The sequence below is a fragment of the Wolbachia endosymbiont (group A) of Pherbina coryleti genome, assembly GCF_964026875.1.
Taxonomy (GTDB): domain Bacteria; phylum Pseudomonadota; class Alphaproteobacteria; order Rickettsiales; family Anaplasmataceae; genus Wolbachia; species Wolbachia pipientis.
Genome location: NZ_OZ034706.1, coordinates 550,292 through 572,830, shown reverse-complemented (window position 1 = coordinate 572,830; position 22,539 = coordinate 550,292). Strand labels below are relative to the sequence as shown.

Sequence of the window (22,539 nt, the reverse complement as noted above, 5' to 3'; positions counted from 1 at the left end):
TATAGAAATTATTCAAAATATAAACGTGCTTGTATGCTATTATATATTAAAATCTTTTATAACATTACATGACAAACATCAGAATAGAAATTTTAAATAAATGTGAGCAAGTTGGCCGCAGATGGTTAGTCAACGTTTACTCGATTTATATACACAAAGAATTACCACCAAAATTATATGAAGAAATTTGTGGGCTATTTTATAATAAAGTCATACAAGACTGCCGTTATTATTCCTACAACGAAAACCTTGAAGAAGTTCAATATGACTTCATAGAACCACAAGCTGAGTGGGGCTTGGAGATAAGCTTCTTACCTGGCATGACCGATAATGTAGGCAACACAGCAAAACAAATTGTTAGAGAGTATTTAATTAGCAAGGGCCACATTGATGAAGGCGTTCATATCAAAGCAAGAAGTTCAAAACTTATTTTGGGTAAAGGAAGCATGCCAACCGAAGATTATATAAAGCAAGAATTCAACCCTATCACTGAGTATTGCACGCTTGTTTATAAAAAAAACGGCAATTGCTATTGGAGGCATTACGGTAAATATAAAAAGTTTACTCAGTATCAGTCCGTGAAAAAGGATGCTAAGCCTGTTAACCTAAATGTAAGTGACCAAGAGCTTGAAAAGATCAGCAGAGATGGAATCAATGGTAACGGCACTTTAGGGCTCTCTCTGGCAGCAATGAAAGCTATAAAGGATTACTTTAAAAAACTTAATAGAAATCCATATGATATTGAACTTGAGTCCCTAGCACAAACTTGGTCTGAACATTGTAAGCACAATATCTTTTGCTCTCCTATTGATGAAATAAAAGATGGCCTATACGCACATTATATTAAGCGTGCAACGCGTGAGATAAATTCTGACATATGTGTGTCAGTTTTCTCCGACAATGCCGGAGGAATAATTTTTAATGACGATTACTTAATCGTAGATAAAGTTGAAACTCACAATAGCCCTTCGGCGCTTGATCCGTTTGGTGGAGCAATGACCGGAGTGCTTGGAGTTAATCGCGATATAGTGGGTTTCGGGAAAGGCGCGGAGCCTATAATGAATACCTATTACTTTTGCTTTGCCAAAGAAGCAAAAGGCAAGTTTTATAGGGACAAAGAGCGCACTGATGAGATCTTACCGCCAAAATATATAATGAAAGAAGTGATCCACGGTGTTAATGTTGCTGGTAATTGCTCTGGTATTCCAACGCAACTTGGATCGGTATATTTTGACGATAGATTTTGTGGCAAGCCGTTAGTTTTTGTTGGCAGTGTCGGAATTATTCCGCGCAACATAAATAACGCACCTTCACATATCAAAGGGCCTAAAAACAGCGATAAAATCGTAATTATTGGCGGAAGAGTTGGAAGAGACGGAATTCACGGTGCAACGTTTTCTTCAGAGGCTTTGTCGGGAAACAGCCCTTCAACGATTGTGCAAATTGGTGACCCTATAACACAAAAAAAACTATCCAATGCCGTCATAAAAGCAAGAGATCTTGGTCTTTATAATGCAATAACGGACAATGGAGCAGGTGGGCTGTCGTCGTCTATTGGTGAAATGGGAAAAGACGGATTTGAAGTTGATTTGAGCAAGGTTCTCCTTAAAAACGATGGTATGGCTCCGTGGGAAATATGGATATCAGAATCACAAGAGAGAATGACCTTAGCAGTGCCAGAAGAAAATCTCCCTATGTTTAAGCAAATCATGAAAAAACATGATGTGGAGGTTTGTGTGATTGGAGAGTTTAATGAGAGTGGTAAAGCCGTTGTTAAATGTCCTAAAGGGACAGTAATAATGGATATCGGAACTGAATTTCTGCATGATGGTAATCCTAAAATGCATTTACAGACAAAGCCGTGGTCTAAGGGGCTTCCAGCGCCACGCGCTGGAATGACAACAAGTTCGCCTTCTTTAGAAATTGAATTAAAAGAAATGTTAAGCAGACCAAACATTTGCAGTAAAGAGTTCATAGTGGTGCAATATGATCATGAGGTTCAAGGGTCGTCAGTGCTGAAACCACTGCAGGGCAAGGGAAGAGTGTGCAGTGAAGCTATTGTTTCAAGACCAATCCTTTCTTCAAATAAAGGTGTTGTAAAATCGCAAGGATTTGGCTCAAGTTATGGAGAAATTGACACCTACCACATGGCAGCATGTGCAATTGACACCGCGATACGCAACTATGTAGCCGCAGGAGGAAATATAAATCATCTAGCGTTGCTCGACAATTTTTGTTGGTGTGATGCTTATAATCCAGAAAGGTTGTGGCAACTAAAGAGAGCTGCAGAGGCTTGTTACGACTTTGCAACTGCATTTAAAACACCATTCATATCCGGAAAAGATAGTATGTTTAACGACTTTAAGGGATATGATGAAAATGGCGAGAAAGTGATGATATCTGCACCACCTTCATTACTCATCTCAGCAATTGGAATTATAGAAGATATTGAAAATGCGGTATCGCTTGATGTAAAAATGCCAGGAGACTTAATATACGTGCTTGGAGAAACACTTGATGAACTTGGTAGATCTGAATATCAGTTATATAGTGGAATAGGTAATAACAACGTACCAAAAGTTGATGCAAAGAGCCCTAGGAAGTTGTATGAGCGTTACAACCAGGCAATAAAAGATGGCATAATTGCCTCTGCAATTGCACCAAACTTAGGCGGATTAGTTATTGCTCTGGCAAAATCGCTAATTGCAGGAGATCTCGGTGCTGAAATCGATCTTTCACTAGTGCCAATAGGAAAAATACAAAATACAGACATAATAAACAAGATAATAATGTTTTCTGAATCGCAAAGTAGAATTTTGGTTACTATTGCACCACACAATCAGAAGAGGTTTGAAGAATTGTTTGAAGGTGCAGTTTATTCATGTATTGGCAAAGTAACAGAGAAAAAGGTGCTAAACATAAAGGATGTTTTAAAAGTAGATCTGAAAGATGTGGCATGCTAATATAAAATATTTTTCTTATTATGCTAAATAACTCTTTTACTATATGTAATGTTTATTTAGAATGAATGTATGTTATTAATTTTGGGTAGGTAATTATGTCTATTTTATCGATACTCCTGTTTATCAGTCTTTCTTTACTCAACACTTCAAATAAATTGATGATATGTGCTGCCTTATTTGTGGGAGCTGCTTTAGTTGTAAATTCAATGGTTGAATTTTATGGCAGAAGCAAAGCTACGTACAACTTAATAGTGTGTACAGCGCTATGTTGTGTTTTTAAATGGCAAAGTTTTAATTTGATGATATTGATTTCATATACTGCAATTTTAGTATCTCTTCTCTCAAGCATAATTATTTTTGAAAAATTGAAGTCCAAGTTGAATTTTCATATGGCAAATTTCATTACTTTAATTATAGCATCAGTGGTTGATAGTGCCGTTGTATGTGTTGGATTACTATACAAATTTTCTGCAGGTAAATGCTTATCAATATACATTAGAGATTTAATTTTTAAGTTTTCTTATGTGTCAGTATTGAGCATCTGCTTGTTTGTAGGAATGTATTTATTTTGCTTGGCGAACAAGAAGTATTTTAAGATTTCCACATAACCTGTTTTCTGATATAGCTAAACTGACTTTGGGTCCTGGGGGTGTATTTGGTGGTCCTAATACGTAACAACAGTTTAGAATTTATAGGTAGCCTAAACCCACAACTGTACAAACACTATGATTTGAGCCTATCAGGGGGGTGTCATTCCAGTGCCCAGACACTGGAATCCAGAAAAAAGAATGGTGTCATCCCAGTGCTTGACACATAGCTGTACGAACATTCATTTTTGAAGGTAAATTGCACAGCAAATGGTGTCATTCCAGTCTGGAATCCAGAAATTTTGCTTATAACTGAGCTGATGAGCTAAAGGTAGTTGTCTTACGCTAAAACAAACGTTTTTAATTAAGTTGCATAGAACCAGTGTCTGGGCACTGGCCCACTGGTGGGAATTGCTCCTAAACTACAACGTTCGTACAGCCATACGCGTCAAGTTAAGAGATTGTGAGCAAATTTAGAGAGGTTAAAGTGGATACTCTAGCCCTTCTACGTTTGTCTTTTAATGAAAATCGCGACCAAGTTATAGTGAGTTTTTTAAGAAATGCTTTTAAACTATTAATTTTGGTTAATACTAAAAATAACTCTCTAACCCGCCTTTTTAGCTCAATAAATGCCTTTGTTAAGCTAAGTTCTGTATTCTTTTTCACTTCTGTGCAACCAACTATGCCGTGAAATATAAGAATTGCGCACAATTTAGCATATAGTTCACATAATACTCTGCATGGCTTTCCTTTTAGCTTATCAAGCCTGATATGGCTTTTATACAATTTAAATAATAACTCAATTTGCCACCTTACTCTGTAAATCGTTAATACTTGCTCAGCACTAATTTTATTTTCTGGAACATTAGTTATAAATATTGACCAGTTCAACAATTTTTGATTTCTTTTAGAGGATCTGCGATCTTGCTAATCTATTAGCTTTCCTTCTTCTGCCCATAGACTGTTCTTCAGTTAGTTTCTGACATATAATTCTTACTCTAATTTTTGCTTCTTTTCCTAACAATACCTCGTTTTCTAAAAATAACTTATCCTCTCAACATTCTAATAACTCCATTTTTTGATTTGTTTCTACATCATATATGTTGGTATCGACGACTTATGAAATAAGCTCCTATTTCATTGATTTGTTTAAAAGAACTTGGCACAAAATAACCGAGATCAGATATTAGCAAATCATTGCTTAATATATTACTTAAATGTTTCCTATATCCCTGGTCTGATCTTACCCCCTCCGTTAAATTAAGTTGGTCTATTATCTGATTCATGTAGTCGAAAACTAATTGTAACTTTATTCCAGACTTAGTATTGCTTTCATAGCCACTGTAGCTAGTACCATAACCTTTATACATCTCTTCCATACTGTTAGGTAGAGTAATATAGCTACTGTCCAATAATTTAACACTATTAAATTGCTGTAAGATTTTGCAATCAACTTGCAAGATATTTTTAAAGAGAATCACAGATTCATTATACATCCTTTTCATAAATTCCACTGCTTCTTCAGTAAATCTAAAATCCAAACCTTGTTTTGTTATATCTATCGAGTCCTCGTTTAGTAATTGACACATTGTTTCTACGCTACAATTATCAACTCCTATATTACCCAAGACCATGGCTTTTACGAATGATGAACCTTTTAGCTTTCTCTTTCTTTTTATAAACCTTGTTGTAATTGAGATTTTCTCTGCTTTTTCATTAAAAAATTCTTTGAGCTTTTTTGATAAGCAAGTTATTTTATTCATTGGTTCTCTCACTAAAAGTATATCTGGGAGAACTTATACCTTATTATTCTATCTCTTTCATACCTTTATTTCCTTAACTTGACGCGTATGGTTCGTACAGCTATGTGCTTGACACTGGGATGACATCATAGGGGCACTGGCCTACTTAACCGTCATACCGTCGCGGTATCTCAGCCGCTAACAAGTAGCGGAATGACGATTTATCAAACGCTGCTTAATTTTCCGTAACAGTTGAAAAAATCAATAGAAAATCAATATATCACTATAAATTCACGTATTTTGAGGCTATAATGGTTAATACGCTATATGGTATAATATGGACGATTTTATCAGAGTTAAGGGCGCAAGGGAACATAATCTGCAAGGTGTAGACGTCAATATACCGAAAAATAAGCTAGTTGTTATAACTGGGCTAAGTGGTTCTGGCAAGTCTAGCCTTGCATTTGATACGATTTATGCAGAAGGCCAACGCCGGTACGTTGAAAGCCTGTCAGCTTACGCGCGTCAATTTCTCAACATTCAGGATAAACCAGATGTTGAGTCGATTACAGGTCTCTCTCCTGCAATATCTATCAACCAGAAATCGATCTCAAAAAATCCAAGGTCAACAGTTGGAACTGTTACCGAAATTTACGATTACTTGCGCTTAGTATATGCACGAATAGGAGTTCCTTATTCACCTGCAACTGGATTACCAATAACAAAACAAACGGTGTCTCAAATTGTAGATACTATAATTGCGTTACCTTTAGAAACTAAGATATATATACTTGCCCCTGTTGTGCGTGGTAGAAAGGGAGAACATCTTAAAGAGATATTGGAAATTAAAAGACAAGGTTACGTAAGGTTCAAAATAGATGGTGAAGTGTACAATGTAGATGACTTGCCTAAACTCGATAAGAACAAGAAACACGACATTTTTGTGGTTGCAGATAGAATATCAATATTGGGCGATATAGGAAATCGACTGCCAAGTAGTATAGAATCCGCACTAAAACTTGGTAATGGTCTAATGTATGTAGAAATAGTAAACCTACCTGACAACCATAATTCCGAGTATAAAAATGGTCAAATTCTGACTTTTTCAGAGAATTTTGCATGCCCCGAGTCTGGTTTCACTCTTGAGGAAATAGAACCAAGATTATTTTCTTTTAACAGCCCTTACGGTGCATGTGGTTCGTGTAATGGGCTTGGTAAAAAGCTGGCTATTGATGTGAAGCTGATAGTGCCAGATGAAACTCTTTCAATATCTGAAGGCGCTTTAAAGCCAGTGGGATCAATGTTCCGTCAAGTGCACACAGGTTATGGATTTTTAAAAAGTGCAATTCTATCACTGGCTGAAAATTGTAAATTTAGCCTTGATGTTCCGTGGAAGAACATAGATCAAGAAGTAAAAGATATGATACTCTTTGGCTTCGGTAAATTTCAAGGTTTGGTCAGTATCTTAGAAAACCAGATGGATTATGATGAAACGCTTGTTGAGCGATATTGCTCTGTTACTCACTGCAGAGAATGCACTGGCTATAGATTGAGAAAAGAAGCGCTTACAGTAAAAATTGATAGCAAACATATAGGTGAAATATCAGGGCTCAGCATCGATGAATCCCTTAAATGGTTTGAAAATTTGCCAGACAAGCTCACAGAACAACAGAAGCAAATCTCAAGTAAAATATTAAATGAAATAATCAAGAGGCTAGCATTTTTAAAGAATGTAGGGTTGAATTACCTAACGCTTGATCGAGAATCTAGCACTCTCTCTGGCGGTGAGAGTCAGAGGATCAGACTTGCTTCACAAATTGGCTCTGGTTTAACAGGAGTGCTGTACGTGCTTGATGAACCCTCGATAGGCCTTCATCAATGTGATAATGATCGGTTAATTGCCACACTAAAAAACTTAAGAGACATGGGTAACACTGTAATCGTTGTTGAGCATGATGAAGATACAATAATGGCTGCTGATTATGCGATTGATATTGGTCCTGGAGCTGGCGTAAATGGTGGAAAAGTTGTTGCAGAAGGAACACCAGACCAGGTGCAAAGAAATTCGGGGAGCATAACAGGGCAATATTTGAGTGGAGAGAAAAAAATTTTAATTCCAAGGAGAAGAAAGCAAGCAACTCAGTTCATAAAAGTAATAAATGCATGTGAAAATAACTTAAAAAATGTGAACGTTAAATTTCCTATAGGGAATCTTATTTGTGTTACTGGAATATCAGGAGGGGGAAAATCAAGTTTAGTCATAGAAACGTTATATAAATATTCAGCACATAAGATACATCATTCGTCTGCAAGGTATGGTCAGTGTGATAGAATAGAAGGCCTTGAATATATAGATAAAGTTATAGAAGTTGATCAGTCGCCAATTGGTAGAACTCCTGCGTCAAATCCAGCAACATATGTTGGTATGTTCACTCATATAAGAAATTGGTTTGCAGGTCTTTCGGAGTCAAAAGCAAGGGGATATAATATAGGCCGGTTTTCATTTAATACCAGAGGGGGAAGGTGTGAGGCTTGTAAAGGTGATGGGCACTTAAAGATAGAGATGCATTTTCTACCGGACGTTTATGTGAAGTGTGAGCAATGTAAAGGGCGAAGGTATAATCGGGAAACATTGGAAGTTACTTATAAAGAAAAATCAATCTCTGATGTCCTTGATATGACGATAGATCAAGCTTGTGATTTTTTTGAAAACCTTCCAATGGTAAAAGAAAAGTTGATTTCTTTGCAGGAAGTGGGGCTTGGCTATATAAAACTCGGACAGTCGTCAACAACGTTGTCTGGGGGTGAAGCACAACGAATAAAGCTGTCCAAGGAGCTATCAAAACGATTTACCGGAAGAACATTGTATATTCTTGATGAGCCAACAACTGGATTACACTTTGAAGATATAAATAACTTACTAAAAATACTCCATAGATTAGTCGATCTGGGAAACACTGTTATAGTTATCGAGCACAATTTGCACGTTATAAAAACTGCAGATTATATAATAGACATCGGACCAGAGGGCGGAATAAAAGGCGGAGAAGTGATTGCTACTGGAACTCCAGAAGAAGTGGTAAAAATTCCAGAAAGTGTTACAGGCAGGTATCTTAAAACGTATTTATTATAAACTATTTCTTAATTATATTAGGCTAGGTTGCATATTTATGATTTGGAGATAAGAATGTCAGTATATCGATACTTTAGAAGGTACGTTGAATATGGAGTTGTACCTGCTAAGAAAGCAGAAGATAACACACTAGTTCCAGAAAATAGTTTCTATAAATCTGTACGTTACGTTGATAATGTGCTAGGACCTGTGAAAGATGTAATTTGTGGAGTTGAGAGTAAAGACAATTATAACAAGTATTATCAAGATAATGATAAATGTGAATACGTGGGCCACAGAGCAGAGGGAGTGTATTCATTGTGTACACTGGGTGCTGTTTTAGCAGCCAACATAATATTGCAACCTTTATTTTTGATAGTGGCATGTTTGTCATACCATACGCGTCAAGTTAAGGAAATAAAGGTATGAAAGAGATAGAATAATAAGGTATAAGTTCTCCCAGATATACTTTTAGTGAGAGAACCAATGAATAAAATAACTTGCTTATCAAAAAAGCTCAAAGAATTTTTTAATGAAAAAGCAGAGAAAATCTCAATTACAACAAGGTTTATAAAAAGAAAGAGAAAGCTAAAAGGTTCATCATTCGTAAAAGCCATGGTCTTGGGTAATATAGGAGTTGATAATTGTAGCGTAGAAACAATGTGTCAATTACTAAACGAGGACTCGATAGATATAACAAAACAAGGTTTGGATTTTAGATTTACTGAAGAAGCAGTGGAATTTATGAAAAGGATGTATAATGAATCTGTGATTCTCTTTAAAAATATCTTGCAAGTTGATTGCAAAATCTTACAGCAATTTAATAGTGTTAAATTATTGGACAGTAGCTATATTACTCTACCTAACAGTATGGAAGAGATGTATAAAGGTTATGGTACTAGCTACAGTGGCTATGAAAGCAATACTAAGTCTGGAATAAAGTTACAATTAGTTTTCGACTACATGAATCAGATAATAGACCAACTTAATTTAACGGAGGGGGTAAGATCAGACCAGGGATATAGGAAACATTTAAGTAATATATTAAGCAATGATTTGCTAATATCTGATCTCGGTTATTTTGTGCCAAGTTCTTTTAAACAAATCAATGAAATAGGAGCTTATTTCATAAGTCGTCGATACCAACATATATGATGTAGAAACAAATCAAAAAATGGAGTTATTAGAATGTTGAGAGGATAAGTTATTTTTAGAAAACGAGGTATTGTTAGGAAAAGAAGCAAAAATTAGAGTAAGAATTATATGTCAGAAACTAACTGAAGAACAGTCTATGGGCAGAAGAAGGAAAGCTAATAGATTAGCAAGATCGCAGATCCTCTAAAAGAAATCAAAAATTGTTGAACTGGTCAATATTTATAACTAATGTTCCAGAAAATAAAATTAGTGCTGAGCAAGTATTAACGATTTACAGAGTAAGGTGGCAAATTGAGTTATTATTTAAATTGTATAAAAGCCATATCAGGCTTGATAAGCTAAAAGGAAAGCCATGCAGAGTATTATAGCTCTTTTTACAATAATCCGAACAGACCGTAATATGCTACTGGCCTGCTATAGCCATAAACACATATCTTATCGCATTCGGACTATTATAAGAAAGGCTATATGTGAACTATAGCTCTTTTTACAATAATCCGAACAGACCGTAATATGCTACTGGCCTGCTATAGCCATAAACACATATCTTATCGCATTCGGACTATTATAAGAAAGGCTATATATGCTAAATTGTGCGCAACTCTTATATTTCACGGCATAGTTGGTTGCACAGAAGTGAAAAAGAATACAGAACTTAGCTTAACAAAGGCATTTATTGAGCTAAAAAGGCGGGTTAGAGAGTTATTTTTAGTATTAACCAAAATTAATAGTTTAAAAGCATTTCTTAAAAAACTCACTATAACTTGGTCGCGATTTTCATTAAAAGACAAACGTAGAAGGGCTAGAGCATCCACTTTAACCTCTCTAAATTTGCTCACAATCTCTTAACTTGACGCGTATGGTTTGTCATACTTTCCAGTCAAGTTATTGTCAAAAATAACAGGGGACTATTGTTTTAAAACAGATACAAAATCATTCGTTAATTATTCAAACATATTTTTAGAAATGGGGCAAGATTGTGCTAATGCAGTAGCTAGAGTATTTAACAAGATTGTAAGTTATGCTTGCGCTGCTATCATTTGGGCTGCCGCGTCAATCATAACGCCACTTGTGTGGGCTTGTGACAAAGTGCAAAGTAAGTTGAGTGAAGTACAGAAGCCAGAAAAACATCAATTTTTATCTAAGGATAATTCAAAGACTACTTCAGTCAATGGTATACCACAAACTGAGTTATAAGTTCTGCTTTTCAGCAGCATGAACTATATTGAAATGGAATAAAAAGTGAAAGAGTGTAAGCTTAAGTTACTTTAGCTATACTATATAAATTATTTTATAATATATTTAATGAGTTGTGAACCTTCTCTTACTAAAAAAAGCTACAAATCTCATATTTCCAAGCGTATGCGTAAGTTGCGAATGTATCATTGATGAAAATCTTAATCTGTGTAGTGAATGCAACAAAAAAATCAATTTTCTAACTAAGCATTACTGCAATGTTTGTGGCGTAGTAATCTCAGACAATATTTATACGTGTGGTAAGTGCATCATCAATCCTCCACCGTTTAAAGTATTAAGATCAGTTTTTGCTTATGATCAACATAGTAGAAACATGATTATAAATTTCAAATTTTTTGATAATTTGAATTACGTAAAAATCTATGCAAAGTGGATACACCAAGCTAATCAGGATACATTTCAGAACGCAGAGATCATAATTCCTATACCGTTACATAAAATGCGCTTGTTTAAACGTAAATATAATCAAGCAGCACTGCTTGCAAAAGAATTGAGTAAGTTGTCCAATTTATCCTATACGCCATTTGCAATAAAACGCCTTCGCCATACTGCGCCTCAAGCTGGTCTTTCACTTAAACAGCGTGAAAAAAATTTAAAGAAGGCTTTTAAAACAAGCAACAAGAAAATTATCGAAAATAAAATCGTGATATTAGTTGATGATGTGGTAACAACCGGAGCAACTGTAAGATCTTGCTCTCAGGAAATTTTAAACTCCGGTGCAAAAGAAGTGAGAGTGCTATCACTTGCAAGAACGGTGAATGATTGGACCTCTTGCATAAAAAATTAGCAGTCAGTATCATCCAAGTAGCTTGACTACTTGGATCTATTTTTTTCTAGATTCCAGCGCCAGCGTCACGCACATAGCTGTACGAACATTGTTTGCCAAGGAGGGTGTCATCCCAGTGCTTGACACTGGGATGGCTTTGTTGCATCGCTCTTCGGATAGTAGGTAACGCACAATAAATTTATGAAGCTATCTCAAATTTAGCCATACCAATATCAGTGAACTTATTGAGCAAATAGCATTTAACAAGTAGTTCCTTCTCTCTATTTGTCTCAGATTTATTCCTAAAACTAAACCCGAATGTTTGTTTCAGTCGCGAGAAAAAACTTTCTATATAAGATCTTTTTCCATAATTCATCTCTTTTTTCCACTTCTTTATACCATCTTCATCATATGACTTTATGAGCTTGACTGCAGAATTTCTCTCAGCCATATAGTCTAACTTTGGATGCTCTGCTGCGTTGTTTTTCGGAGGAATTTTCGTTTTTATACCATATTGATTACACAGCTTATAGAGCTTTTCTCTGTCATATGCCCTATCTGCATATAGTACTTTTATGACATACTGAAAATCGACTTCTTTTAGCAAATCACAAGCTCCATAGTGATCAGCCGTTACTGTATTTTACAGCTATGGCTTTTTTGCTGTTTGTATTCAACATTACATGCAATTTTCTTGTCTGTTCATAGCTGCGATACTTTCTATCTTCGCTATTTTCTTTGCTATGACCAGGAGTGTTGTTGTATATACTAATTCCTGTACTGTCTATAGCAATTTCGATATCTTCCATATTATTTTCTGCAATCATTGATCTTAATATTGAGTTTCTTAAACCTTCTTGATGATTGTGAATAGCTGATAACTTGCAAATTTTTCCCAATTTGCTCAAGGTATCCTGCTATAAACCCAACTGTTTGCCTCAGGCCTATTCTAAATAAACAAGTTATTATGTGCACCAAAATTACAACTTTATCGCTATAAATATTGTTGCCACCTGGTATTTTTGGACCATTCTCGTACCACTTTTCTATGGCTTCGTTGATATAATGAAAAATATTTCCTCTTTTTTCTAGAAATTTGTTATATTCGCTATGGTTACTGACCCTCATTTTTTGTGGCATATTTTTTCTTTCAAGGTTAAATGGCTATTTTATAATGAATTTTGTCAGTAGCCACCAGATTTTTTCAGTTGCTATGCAACAAAGCCCACTGGGATCCAGGAAAAAGAATGATGTCATGAAAGTAGCTTTCCATCCAAGAGAGTGTCATCCCAGTGTCACGCACTGGGATGGCTTTGTTGCATCGCTACTTATGAAAGGCTAACTATAGTTAGGATTATAAGTAACCTATTGAAAATCTTGTTTTTTTGCAATCAATCTGATCAAATTTAAGAATAGTAATTTATTATTTACATTAATAAATTTAATTCTATTGAAAATAGCTAAAGCATTGAAATTCTTGAATTTTAGCCGGATTAGTGAGTGGTAGTGAAATTTCTTTTACTCAAATTTAGGTATTCACTGACCGTTCTTGTTATAAATACCAGAATAATAAGCTACTGATATTCTCCATCTTTTTTATCTTTAATCCATCATAGCTAGCGATGCAACAAAGCCATCCCAGTGTCAAGCACTGGGATGACAAAAAAAGGAGCACTGGAATGACATCATCCTTTTTTTGGGATTCCAGCGTCACGCGCTGGAATGACACCTCTCTTGGGCTCTCTTAGCTATAAATATTAAGGAATTTACCAAACGAAAAAAAAGGCAAAAGAAGCCCCGTGGTTGGCTAATTACTTACATTATACTTTCAAGTATGGCGTTTTTTTATTCTAAACGCTTAATAACCGCGATTTAGTTGCTTTTAAGCCGCAACTAATCTAAATTATAAACATTAAGAAATTTACTAAACAGAAAAAAAGGCAAAAGAAACCCTAGGGTAGCTAGTTATTCACTATCCATTTTTTAAATCGGCGTTTTTTAATGTTTTAAATAGCGCATTTCAGCTTATATTAGGTAAAAACCTAGAAATTTTATAAAGACATAAGGTGCACATAGTGCAAAAAATTAAGCATGATTTACGCCAAATACATTAAGTTTTTTGTCATTAATCCACTGCAGAGATTGCGAAGATAAATAAATAGCTTCAGTGTTATAATAAGGGGGCTGGCGAAGCTTGTCAAGGAAGTTTTTATGATTTATCTAACGAACTTTACACTTGCTAAAGTTGTACCATCTTGGTAACTTTAACTGAAAGAAGTTATTTTTTATCCAATATGAAAAAAGCCTTTATATTCACATCCTTAATAGCAATTATATTGATAGTTATTACTTATTTATACAGAAACGACGGAACTAATGACTCACAAGTGGTAAATGTTTATTCATCGCGCAAAGAAGAATTAGTACGTACTTTGTTTGATGAATTCACGAAAAATACAGGTATTAAAGTACGTTACATCATTGATGATTATTCTCAGCTACTTTCACGAATGGAAAACGGTGGTGAAGCTGACTTATTTTTGACTGCTGATGCAATCAACTTAATTCTAGCAAAAAAAAGAGGACTTTTATCTCAAGTAGATTCAGAGGTTTTAAAAAGTGTTATACCTGCAAGATTTAGAGACAGTGAAGATTATTGGTTTGGTCTTACAAAAAGAGCTAGGATATTGGTTTACAATAAAGAGTCAGTAGACCCTAAGGACTTAAGTACTTATGAAGATTTAGCAAATGAAAAATGGAAAGGAAAAATATTAGTGCGTTCTTCTACAAGTCCATATAACAGATCGTTAATTGCTTTTATGATTGCAAATAATGGTTTTGAAAAGACGAAAGAATGGGTAAGCGGAATTGTGAGCAATATGGCAAGAAAACCAAGTGGTGGTGATACTGATCAAATTTACGCCGTAGCAGCGGGTGAGGGAGATGTTGCAATAGTAAACAGCTACTACTTTGCGAGAATTCTTTCATCAGAAAATAAAAAGAATGTTGCAGACAAGCTAGGGGCTTTTTTTCCTAATCGCAACGATCACGGTGTAATGGTAAACATCAGTGGTGCAGCAGTAACAAAAAACGCAAAAAACAGGGAAAATGCTATAGTCTTATTGGAATTTTTAGTAAGCAAGCAGGCTCAAGAGTTATACGCTAAAAAAAACCAAGAATATCCTATTATTGAAGGCGTTGAAACTTCCGATATACTAAAATCTTGGGGAAATTATTCACAAAGTGATTTGCCTCTAAGTGAACTTGAGAAGCATCTTTTTGAGGCTGTTATGATAGCGGATGAGTGTAAGTGGAAGTAATCCCCAGCGCCACTAAACATTGGGATGAAAGATTTATGCTAATATACCTTACTCTTGACTCGCTGAACTTTTTCTTCCTTCTAACTTAATTTTGACTTTACTATCTTTTTCCGTTCTTTCACCAAAACAATTGCTGCACAAGAAGTCTATTGAAAAAAGGTAATAAGAAAGTAGAATAGGTTCAAGTAGTTGAAAAGGAAACTATGAACAAGAGAAGGAATTTGTTAAACATCTCAGACCTTACAGTCGATGATGTAGAAAATATAACTAAGTTGGCCAACCAGTACCTTAAAAAAGAAGTTGCAAATAGTCATATCTTGGAAAATAAGACAGTAATAAATTTATTCTTTGAAGATTCAACGCGTACACTTGCGTCTTTTGAAATAGCAGCAAAAAGCCTTGGAGCAAATGTTGTAACTTTGCCAATAAGATCTTCTTCTATTAACAAGGGAGAAGATCTAAAAGACATGATCAAAACATTAAATGCAATGAATCCTGATTACATAATAATCAGGCATAAAAGTAGTGGTATCATTAATACACTGGCAAAGTATGTTAACTGCTCGCTAATCAATGCAGGCGATGGAAGTAGTGAACATCCAACTCAAGCTCTTGCAGACTATCTTGTAATCAGCAATCACAAAAAGCAAATAAAGGACCTCAAAGTTGTGATATGTGGAGATATTCTGCACAGTAGAGTTGCAAGATCAAATATAAGATTGCTAAAAATGTTTGGAGCAGAGATAAACTTGGTCGCACCACCAACTTTGATTTGTAAGCATTTTCCTGAAGTAGATTCAGTCCATTATTCATTAATTGAAGGTATAAAGGATGCTGACGTAATTATGCTTTTGAGATTGCAGAAAGAGCGCATGAATAATAGTTCTTCAGAGAAAGAATATTTTTATTTGTATGGACTTGATTCACAAAAGCTATCATACGCAAAACCAGATGCGATTGTTATGCACCCAGGGCCAATAAACAGAGGGATTGAGATTAGCAGCGATGTAGCAGATTGTGTTATTTTACAGCAAGTAGAATTTGGATTGGCAATACGTAAGGCAGTGTTGCACTATTATAGGCCTTGCTAATATTAAAAGATGCTACACAACTAATGCAAAAAGGGGGGGCATGAAATGACAAGGCTTGTAAATGGTTTGAGAATGGCCATTAAGATGTTAAGGCCGAGGATATGGTGTGGAAGTTTTTACGAAAGCCTGAAGTCAATCAACAACCTTGCAGAACGGCAAATTAGACGGCTATCGTAAAAACAGCTTTTTCACCTGGTCGGAACATGGAGAAAGATTTGTGGAAAGAATGTTGTCGATATTTTTGACATCACGTCTCAATGGCCAAAATCCCTTCCAAAAGTTACGACTGCTTAGTTCTTTATTCATTCTCACAATCCGTGAACGGTTACAACCTGGATTCCAGTGGGCTTTGTTGCATCGCTAGCTATGATGGATTAAAGATAAAAAAGATAGGGAATATCAGTAGCTTATTATTCTGGTATTTATAACAAGAAAGCAACAAGGACAACATTGCAAATTTAGAGTTCAAAAGGGTTATTCCTCGAGAACTACTGCGTCAGAAAGCTGGCGTTGAATTTGTATATAATGTTGACCTTGGAGGTTTTTATGAATAATAGTGAGAGAAAAGAAAAATTGGAAACTCGCATTTTATCAAGTAGAGGCAGGTCTTTACTTGACCATGAGCTACTGGAACGTACTCTATCTGAATGTGAAGAAGGAAGAGAAGTGGCCAAAAAGCTAATAGAGCTCTTTAGTAGTTTAGGAAGGGTAATTAACGCTGACTTTCATGAGCTAAAAAATGTTACAGGAATGAATGATGGAGCAATAGCAAGTATCTTTTGTCTGAAAGAGATTTTCGATAGGATACTGAAAGGTAAGTTAAAAAAGCTGTCGATTCTTGATAACAGAGAAGAGCTACTAAAATACTTTAAAACAGCAATAGGGCAGTCACGAAAGGAAAGCTTGCGAGTAATATACTTAGATAGGGGTGGTCACTTGATATATGAGTATATTCAAGACTGTGGAACTATAGACAGAGTACCTCTGTATGTGAGGGAAATAATAAAACATGGATTACTGATTGATGCAGCATCTGTTGCAATTTCACATAATCATCCAAGCGGAGATATAGAGCCATCAAAGGAGGATGAGGATAACACACTTACATTAGCTGCAACTTGTGAAAATGTAGGAATGAAATTAATAGATCATATAATCGTAACACAGAAGAGCCATTTTAGTTTTTATGACAGTGGTTTATTGTAATCTGTAGACTGGAAGGAAAGTTCTCTAGCTTTCCTTCTTTTTTTCCACTTCATAAATTAAAAAATTCAATATAAGCTTGAACAGCTAAAATTAGTAATAAAAAGTGGAATTAGGCAAAAAAATAAAGGAACTTAGGTTATACTGTGGTTTGACACAAACTGAGTTAGGAAAAAGAATAGGTGTTTCATACAGACAGATACAAAGATACGAAAATGGTTCAAATCACATTTTGGCCAGTAGACTACATGACTTAGCAAAAGCTCTATCGATTAATGTGGCTGATTTTTTTACTGATGTGCATGTCGACTCACATGAAACTTATGATGAAGAAATACTAAAATTAGTCAAAGGATATAATGAAATTAAAAGCAAAAGGTTACGTAGCGTAGTTTATATATTGGTAAAATCTTTTTCTCAAAGTTACAATGAGAGTTAGTATTGCTTTAATGTATGAATCAAGACGTTGATAAATGACTGTGAAGGAACATCCTATTGATAAACAAATAGGTGAAAGAATAAGGAAGAGAAGGTTAATATGCGGTTTTAGCCAAAGAGACTTAGGAAGAAAGCTTGGAATTTCATTTCAGCATATACAAGGATATGAAACTGGAGAGGTAAGGCTTGTAGTTGATAGATTGTATAATTTGGCAGAAGCTTTGTCCGTTGATATGTCATATTTTTTTACCAAAGCTTCTGAAGACTTACACGATAAGGCCTTTCGTAGCAATGTGGGCAGTGAAGAAATCTCAAGGCTAGTAAGAGAATACAGGAAAATTAAGGATGGAACGTTGCGTGATATTGTGCATTCAGTGATAAAAGCACTTGCCAATAAGTGATTCAGTTATAGATGCCTAACAACCCACTTTTACAAATAATGGTAGTTATCGGCTTAAGTGAATTATTTATGATAAAATTGATTGAGAGTAGCTGCCTGCTTTATATAAATTTTTTTAATACACAAGCAGCTAGATTAATTGCCTCCAATTAAGAACGTTGGAAACTCTCTACAGATGTTGTTTTGTTGTCTTTTAATTTATTCACCCAAGAAAAAGTCTCACTGCTTTTAGAGCTTTGGTCGTTCCACCTTCCACATCTAGTAAAGCTGCCTTTTTCTACTGCTTCTTTAACAGACATTCCACCAAATAAACAACCTTGTCCTACGATTTCTCCTATTTTTTGCAACTCATTCCACATTTCTTCATCTTCTACCTCAATTTGTACTTGATGATAGTCTTCTGTGTCATGATATACCATTAAATTTAGCTCTCCTAGGCTAGTGCAAAGTGTTACTGTAAAAGCGCTGTTATCGGATATATCTACGTAATTTCTTTTACCGTCTTTCCCAGTTTTGACCTCAACTTCACCATCACCTATTTTTATGATACTACCGCCAAGGTTTAAGTCTCCTTTACTTAAGCCCAAATTTTTTGCACCTTCTACAACTTTGGCAACATCAACTATGCAGCTATGTGAAAATTCAATATAGAAGGTCTTATTATCGATTTCTACATCTTCAACAGTTCCTTCTATAGTAGCGTCTTCTCCAACTTCCCTAAGTTTCTTGAGCCTACTATATATTTGTGGCTCAATTTCTTTTTGCACTTTTTGATACATTTCAGCTATTTTCTTATCAACTTGTACATTAAAATCTGCTCCATGTAAGGCTAACTTTCTGATTATATCTTCTTGTTTATTTTCTTTGAATTCATCACGATACATCTTAAACATTGTAACGTTAGTGAAGCTAAAGCCATCTTCGTTGCGAGCGTTTACTCTTATTCCTAAATCCAAAGCTTCATCGACGATTTTACTTAATTTGTCTAGATTTTCAGCTGCAATAGCTTTTTCCAAGAATTCATTTAATTTCACATTTTCATATTCACTTAGCCTTATCTTGCATAAAGCTGATCGAAATGGATTGAGCTCCTCAGGATATGTTAAGACAGGTAATTTACTAATCTTTTTATTTGCTGTTGGAGCAGCTTTTATAAAATTAGGTAATAACCCTTCTTTTGCTATTCGCTCTACCGCTTTTAACATTTTACTAGACAATTTTTTACCATTTATTTTTTTCATTGTAACCCTCACTTAATTTCATTACTATTCGATCATATCGTGATAAATATTATTTAATTGTTAATATTATACGACTTATTGATTTACTGTATATTATAATAACAAGTTTTGCGAGCATCTACACTAGAAAAACACATCCTATAAAAATTATTTCAGTTTCAACAAAAATGGGGTATCGTAATCGTAAAATTGAAAAAAATGGATATCCTATCTTACTCTACTGAAAAGCTGAAAAAGCATTGTCAGCTACTTGATGATGAAGAAAAAATAGTTCTATATGAGCAGCTGCTAGACAAGGCTAAAGATATACTTGAAAACTCAAGAGATGATATTGCAAAGTTGAAAGAGGTAAGCAAAGCAGTTGTAGCAATAGAGGAAACTACCGATAAGCAGTTACTAGAAAAGTTTAATGATGATCACCCGCTAAGAGAAGTGGACATTTTAATCTACTCTCCTCAAGGAAATACTGAATATCTATTCAGCATAGATAACTCATCAGAGCTTTATGATTTAAAAGAAGATAAAGAAAAAGCTCTTTATAATGCAGTAAAGTTAAATGATGTTGAGCTTGTAAAAAAGCTGCTAATGATCCTTTCACCTACAGAAGTAAGTAATTTTGACACGAAATACTTGGAAGAATTGAAAATATTGCTGTCAGGAATTCACAAAGAATTGCAATTATCACAAGATATGAAAAATTATCTTGAGAAGACGATAAAGTTCTATAGTTTTTTATGTAGTAATTTTAACTTACTAGTTACAAATCCTACTGACGTAAAAGCCATAATTGATCTATTTGCTGCTCAACCAAATATTGATTACCAAATAGATAAGCTTCTACTTTCTTTTATTGTAAGAGATGTTGAGGAAAAAAAGCTAAACTCTGAAATTAGTCATATGATAGAACTTCTTGAGCAACACGAAAGATTTGCTGAGCTCGAATACAAGGTTAGAAGATTAAGATCAGAGTTTGCAAGTGGCAAAAGCAGATACTCGGCTGAAGTAATACGAAATAGCATTGCAGAACGAGAAAAAGAGATGAGGGAAATTGAGAAAAAATACGTAAGGCCAAACGATTTAATTAGCGAGAGGCAGAAATTATTAAAGCAATTACTTTGCTAGCTTTTTTTCCACTTCATAAAATTTGTTGTAAATTTGAATAAGAGGTGAAAAGTGCAATTAGGTAAAAAAATAAAACAACTTAGGTTAGATCGTGCTTTGACACAGACCGAATTGGGAAAGAGAATAGGTGTTTCGTATAGACAGATACAAAAGTACGAAAATGGTTCAAATTGTGTTTTGGCCAGTAGATTATATGATTTAGCAAAAGCACTATCGATAGATGTTGCTAACTTTTTTACTGATATGCACACTGACTCACATGAAGCTTATGATGAAGAAATACTAAAGTTAGTCAAAGGATATAACGAAATTAAGAGCAAAAGGTTACGTAGTGCAGTTTATATATTGGTAAAATCTTTTTCTCAAAGTGATAATACATAGTTAATATTACCTGATACGTAAAATGACTATACAACATCCTATCGATAAACAAATAGGTGAAAGAATAAGGAAAAGAAGGCTAATGTGTGGTTTTAGTCAAAGAGACTTAGGAAAAAAGCTTGAAATTTCATTTCAGCATGTACAAGGATATGAAAGCGGAGAGATTAGGCTTGTAGTTGATAGGTTATATAAATTAGCAGAAGTACTATCGGTTGATATGTCGTATTTTTTTACCAAAGCCTCTGAAGAATTACATGATAAGGCCTTCCATAGCGATGTAGGCAGCGAAGAAATATCAAGGCTAGTGAGGGAATATAGAAAAATTGAGGATGAAACTCTGCGTGACATTGTTCATTTAGTGATTAAGGCTCTTGCTAATACCATACGCGTCAAGTTAAGGGAAAATGAGCAAATTTAGGGAGGTTAAAGTGGATACTCTAGCCCTTCTACGTTTGTCTTTTAATGAAAATCGCGACCAAGTTATAGTGAGTTTTTTAAGAAATGCTTTTAAACTATTAATTTTGGTTAATACTAAAAATAACTCTCTAACCCGCCTTTTTAGCTCAATAAATGCCTTTGTTAAGCTAAGTTCTGTATTCTTTTTCACTTCTGTGCAACCAACTATGCCGTGAAATATAAGAATTGCGCACAATTTAGCATATAGTTCACATAATACTCTGCATGGCTTTCCTTTTAGCTTATCAAGCCTGATATGGCTTTTATACAATTTAAATAATAACTCAATTTGCCACCTTACTCTGTAAATCGTTAATACTTGCTCAGCACTAATTTTATTTTCTGGAACATTAGTTATAAATATTGACCAGTTCAACAATTTTTGATTTCTTTTAGAGGATCTGCGATCTTGCTAATCTATTAGCTTTCCTTCTTCTGCCCATAGACTGTTCTTCAGTTAGTTTCTGACATATAATTCTTACTCTAATTTTTGCTTCTTTTCCTAACAATACCTCGTTTTCTAAAAATAACTTATCCTCTCAACATTCTAATAACTCCATTTTTTGATTTGTTTCTACATCATATATGTTGGTATCGACGACTTATGAAATAAGCTCCTATTTCATTGATTTGTTTAAAAGAACTTGGCACAAAATAACCGAGATCAGATATTAGCAAATCATTGCTTAATATATTACTTAAATGTTTCCTATATCCCTGGTCTGATCTTACCCCCTCCGTTAAATTAAGTTGGTCTATTATCTGATTCATGTAGTCGAAAACTAATTGTAACTTTATTCCAGACTTAGTATTGCTTTCATAGCCACTGTAGCTAGTACCATAACCTTTATACATCTCTTCCATACTGTTAGGTAGAGTAATATAGCTACTGTCCAATAATTTAACACTATTAAATTGCTGTAAGATTTTGCAATCAACTTGCAAGATATTTTTAAAGAGAATCACAGATTCATTATACATCCTTTTCATAAATTCCACTGCTTCTTCAGTAAATCTAAAATCCAAACCTTGTTTTGTTATATCTATCGAGTCCTCGTTTAGTAATTGACACATTGTTTCTACGCTACAATTATCAACTCCTATATTACCCAAGACCATGGCTTTTACGAATGATGAACCTTTTAGCTTTCTCTTTCTTTTTATAAACCTTGTTGTAATTGAGATTTTCTCTGCTTTTTCATTAAAAAATTCTTTGAGCTTTTTTGATAAGCAAGTTATTTTATTCATTGGTTCTCTCACTAAAAGTATATCTGGGAGAACTTATACCTTATTATTCTATCTCTT

At 34.7% G+C, this 22,539-nt stretch carries 20 protein-coding genes and 4 pseudogenes; 18 read left to right on the top strand and 6 right to left on the bottom strand.

Annotation, left to right across the window (positions count from 1 at the left end; all coding sequences use genetic code 11):
- Positions 1 to 68: 68 nt before the first annotated feature.
- The gene (locus AAGD87_RS02940) at positions 69 to 2,963 is read left to right on the top strand and encodes a phosphoribosylformylglycinamidine synthase subunit PurL (RefSeq protein WP_341817740.1); all 2,895 of its coding nucleotides are present in this window, start codon (positions 69 to 71) and stop codon (positions 2,961 to 2,963) included.
- Between the two features lie 1,040 nt (positions 2,964 to 4,003).
- Here the strand turns inward: AAGD87_RS02940 and AAGD87_RS02935 are convergent.
- A pseudogene (locus AAGD87_RS02935) lies at positions 4,004 to 5,313 on the bottom strand (IS4 family transposase).
- 316 nt (positions 5,314 to 5,629) lie between these two features.
- On the opposite strand from AAGD87_RS02935, the gene uvrA reads away from it, so the two are divergent.
- From uvrA to AAGD87_RS02900, 7 genes and pseudogenes are all read left to right on the top strand, one after another.
- Positions 5,630 to 8,425, top strand: coding sequence for an excinuclease ABC subunit UvrA (uvrA, locus tag AAGD87_RS02930; protein ID WP_155969437.1), 2,796 nt, complete (start codon positions 5,630 to 5,632; stop codon positions 8,423 to 8,425).
- Between the two features lie 54 nt (positions 8,426 to 8,479).
- Positions 8,480 to 8,833, top strand: coding sequence for a hypothetical protein (locus tag AAGD87_RS02925; protein ID WP_341817739.1), 354 nt, complete (start codon positions 8,480 to 8,482; stop codon positions 8,831 to 8,833).
- Between the two features lie 57 nt (positions 8,834 to 8,890).
- A pseudogene (locus tag AAGD87_RS02920) lies at positions 8,891 to 9,924 on the top strand (IS4 family transposase); the annotation flags it as partial.
- A complete protein-coding gene (locus AAGD87_RS02915) occupies positions 9,912 to 10,040 on the top strand; it encodes a hypothetical protein (protein WP_341817738.1) in 129 nt (42 codons plus the stop codon). The pseudogene AAGD87_RS02920 and the gene AAGD87_RS02915, both read left to right, overlap by 13 nt.
- A gap of 101 nt (positions 10,041 to 10,141) precedes the next feature.
- Positions 10,142 to 10,408: pseudogene (locus tag AAGD87_RS02910) on the top strand (IS4 family transposase); the annotation flags it as partial.
- A 39-nt stretch (positions 10,409 to 10,447) separates the two neighbouring features.
- On the top strand, positions 10,448 to 10,756 hold the full coding sequence (locus AAGD87_RS02905) for a hypothetical protein (protein ID WP_341810039.1): 309 nt from the start codon (positions 10,448 to 10,450) through the stop codon (positions 10,754 to 10,756).
- A 115-nt stretch (positions 10,757 to 10,871) separates the two neighbouring features.
- Positions 10,872 to 11,603, top strand: a complete 732-nt coding sequence (locus AAGD87_RS02900) for a ComF family protein (RefSeq protein ID WP_155969427.1) — start codon at positions 10,872 to 10,874, stop codon at positions 11,601 to 11,603.
- Between the two features lie 178 nt (positions 11,604 to 11,781).
- Here the strand turns inward: AAGD87_RS02900 and AAGD87_RS02895 are convergent, their stop codons facing one another.
- From AAGD87_RS02895 to AAGD87_RS02885, 3 genes are read right to left on the bottom strand one after another with little or no spacing between them, the layout of a single operon-like run.
- A complete protein-coding gene (locus AAGD87_RS02895; RefSeq protein WP_341817737.1) occupies positions 11,782 to 12,189 on the bottom strand; it encodes a transposase in 408 nt (135 codons plus the stop codon).
- 19 nt (positions 12,190 to 12,208) lie between these two features.
- Positions 12,209 to 12,409 carry a hypothetical protein gene (locus tag AAGD87_RS02890; protein WP_010082383.1) on the bottom strand — a complete coding sequence of 67 codons (201 nt, stop codon included), beginning with the start codon at positions 12,407 to 12,409 and terminating at the stop codon, positions 12,209 to 12,211.
- Entirely contained in the window at positions 12,393 to 12,722 is a 330-nt protein-coding gene (locus AAGD87_RS02885) for a transposase (RefSeq protein ID WP_007548762.1), read from the bottom strand. The genes AAGD87_RS02890 and AAGD87_RS02885 overlap by 17 nt, the downstream gene beginning before the upstream one ends.
- A 73-nt stretch (positions 12,723 to 12,795) precedes the next feature.
- On the opposite strand from AAGD87_RS02885, the gene AAGD87_RS02880 reads away from it, so the two are divergent.
- The 7 genes from AAGD87_RS02880 (at position 12,796) to AAGD87_RS02850 (ending at position 18,035) form a co-directional block, all read left to right on the top strand.
- Positions 12,796 to 12,924 carry a hypothetical protein gene (locus AAGD87_RS02880; RefSeq protein WP_264339626.1) on the top strand — a complete coding sequence of 43 codons (129 nt, stop codon included), beginning with the start codon at positions 12,796 to 12,798 and terminating at the stop codon, positions 12,922 to 12,924.
- Between the two features lie 280 nt (positions 12,925 to 13,204).
- Positions 13,205 to 13,330 (top strand): hypothetical protein, encoded by a 126-nt coding sequence (locus tag AAGD87_RS02875; RefSeq protein WP_264339627.1) that lies wholly within the window; start codon positions 13,205 to 13,207, stop codon positions 13,328 to 13,330.
- Positions 13,331 to 13,876: 546 nt separating this feature from the next.
- The gene (locus AAGD87_RS02870; protein WP_010082338.1) at positions 13,877 to 14,902 is read left to right on the top strand and encodes a Fe(3+) ABC transporter substrate-binding protein; all 1,026 of its coding nucleotides are present in this window, start codon (positions 13,877 to 13,879) and stop codon (positions 14,900 to 14,902) included.
- 203 nt (positions 14,903 to 15,105) lie between these two features.
- The gene (locus AAGD87_RS02865) at positions 15,106 to 15,993 is read left to right on the top strand and encodes an aspartate carbamoyltransferase catalytic subunit (RefSeq protein WP_006280416.1); all 888 of its coding nucleotides are present in this window, start codon (positions 15,106 to 15,108) and stop codon (positions 15,991 to 15,993) included.
- Between the two features lie 546 nt (positions 15,994 to 16,539).
- On the top strand, positions 16,540 to 17,199 hold the full coding sequence (locus AAGD87_RS02860) for a RadC family protein (protein WP_341817736.1): 660 nt from the start codon (positions 16,540 to 16,542) through the stop codon (positions 17,197 to 17,199).
- 148 nt (positions 17,200 to 17,347) lie between these two features.
- On the top strand, positions 17,348 to 17,635 hold the full coding sequence (locus AAGD87_RS02855; protein ID WP_341817735.1) for a helix-turn-helix transcriptional regulator: 288 nt from the start codon (positions 17,348 to 17,350) through the stop codon (positions 17,633 to 17,635).
- Between the two features lie 34 nt (positions 17,636 to 17,669).
- A complete protein-coding gene (locus AAGD87_RS02850) occupies positions 17,670 to 18,035 on the top strand; it encodes a helix-turn-helix transcriptional regulator (RefSeq protein ID WP_341817734.1) in 366 nt (121 codons plus the stop codon).
- Between the two features lie 148 nt (positions 18,036 to 18,183).
- Here the strand turns inward: AAGD87_RS02850 and AAGD87_RS02845 are convergent, their stop codons facing one another.
- Positions 18,184 to 19,275 (bottom strand): hypothetical protein, encoded by a 1,092-nt coding sequence (locus AAGD87_RS02845; RefSeq protein WP_341817733.1) that lies wholly within the window; start codon positions 19,273 to 19,275, stop codon positions 18,184 to 18,186.
- 198 nt (positions 19,276 to 19,473) lie between these two features.
- On the opposite strand from AAGD87_RS02845, the gene AAGD87_RS02840 reads away from it, so the two are divergent.
- The 3 genes from AAGD87_RS02840 to AAGD87_RS02830 are packed head-to-tail and all read left to right on the top strand — an operon-like array spanning position 19,474 to position 21,196.
- A complete protein-coding gene (locus tag AAGD87_RS02840; RefSeq protein WP_012673225.1) occupies positions 19,474 to 20,397 on the top strand; it encodes a hypothetical protein in 924 nt (307 codons plus the stop codon).
- Positions 20,398 to 20,448: 51 nt separating this feature from the next.
- Entirely contained in the window at positions 20,449 to 20,778 is a 330-nt protein-coding gene (locus tag AAGD87_RS02835) for a helix-turn-helix domain-containing protein (RefSeq protein WP_007549995.1), read from the top strand.
- A gap of 22 nt (positions 20,779 to 20,800) precedes the next feature.
- Positions 20,801 to 21,196: a helix-turn-helix transcriptional regulator gene (locus AAGD87_RS02830; protein ID WP_341817732.1), complete on the top strand. Its 396-nt coding sequence runs from the start codon at positions 20,801 to 20,803 to the stop codon at positions 21,194 to 21,196.
- Here the strand turns inward: AAGD87_RS02830 and AAGD87_RS02825 are convergent.
- Positions 21,173 to 22,482 (bottom strand): annotated as a pseudogene (locus AAGD87_RS02825) (IS4 family transposase). The gene AAGD87_RS02830 and the pseudogene AAGD87_RS02825 overlap by 24 nt on opposite strands.
- Positions 22,483 to 22,539: the final 57 nt, after the last annotated feature.

Bases quoted from the DNA above. Each gene is read 5' to 3' on its own strand.
- AAGD87_RS02940 (WP_341817740.1), top strand. From the start codon at position 69: ATGACAAACATCAGAATAGAAATTTTAAATAAATGTGAGCAAGTTGGC.
- uvrA (WP_155969437.1), top strand. From the start codon at position 5,630: ATGGACGATTTTATCAGAGTTAAGGGCGCAAGGGAACATAATCTGCAA.
- AAGD87_RS02925 (WP_341817739.1), top strand. From the start codon at position 8,480: ATGTCAGTATATCGATACTTTAGAAGGTACGTTGAATATGGAGTTGTA.
- AAGD87_RS02915 (WP_341817738.1), top strand. From the start codon at position 9,912: ATGCAGAGTATTATAGCTCTTTTTACAATAATCCGAACAGACCGTAAT.
- AAGD87_RS02890 (WP_010082383.1), bottom strand. From the start codon at position 12,409: ATGATTGCAGAAAATAATATGGAAGATATCGAAATTGCTATAGACAGT.
- AAGD87_RS02885 (WP_007548762.1), bottom strand. From the start codon at position 12,722: ATGCCACAAAAAATGAGGGTCAGTAACCATAGCGAATATAACAAATTT.
- AAGD87_RS02880 (WP_264339626.1), top strand. From the start codon at position 12,796: ATGCAACAAAGCCCACTGGGATCCAGGAAAAAGAATGATGTCATGAAA.
- AAGD87_RS02875 (WP_264339627.1), top strand. From the start codon at position 13,205: ATGCAACAAAGCCATCCCAGTGTCAAGCACTGGGATGACAAAAAAAGG.
- AAGD87_RS02870 (WP_010082338.1), top strand. From the start codon at position 13,877: ATGAAAAAAGCCTTTATATTCACATCCTTAATAGCAATTATATTGATA.
- AAGD87_RS02865 (WP_006280416.1), top strand. From the start codon at position 15,106: ATGAACAAGAGAAGGAATTTGTTAAACATCTCAGACCTTACAGTCGAT.
- AAGD87_RS02860 (WP_341817736.1), top strand. From the start codon at position 16,540: ATGAATAATAGTGAGAGAAAAGAAAAATTGGAAACTCGCATTTTATCA.
- AAGD87_RS02850 (WP_341817734.1), top strand. From the start codon at position 17,670: ATGACTGTGAAGGAACATCCTATTGATAAACAAATAGGTGAAAGAATA.
- AAGD87_RS02845 (WP_341817733.1), bottom strand. From the start codon at position 19,275: ATGAAAAAAATAAATGGTAAAAAATTGTCTAGTAAAATGTTAAAAGCG.
- AAGD87_RS02840 (WP_012673225.1), top strand. From the start codon at position 19,474: ATGGATATCCTATCTTACTCTACTGAAAAGCTGAAAAAGCATTGTCAG.
- AAGD87_RS02830 (WP_341817732.1), top strand. From the start codon at position 20,801: ATGACTATACAACATCCTATCGATAAACAAATAGGTGAAAGAATAAGG.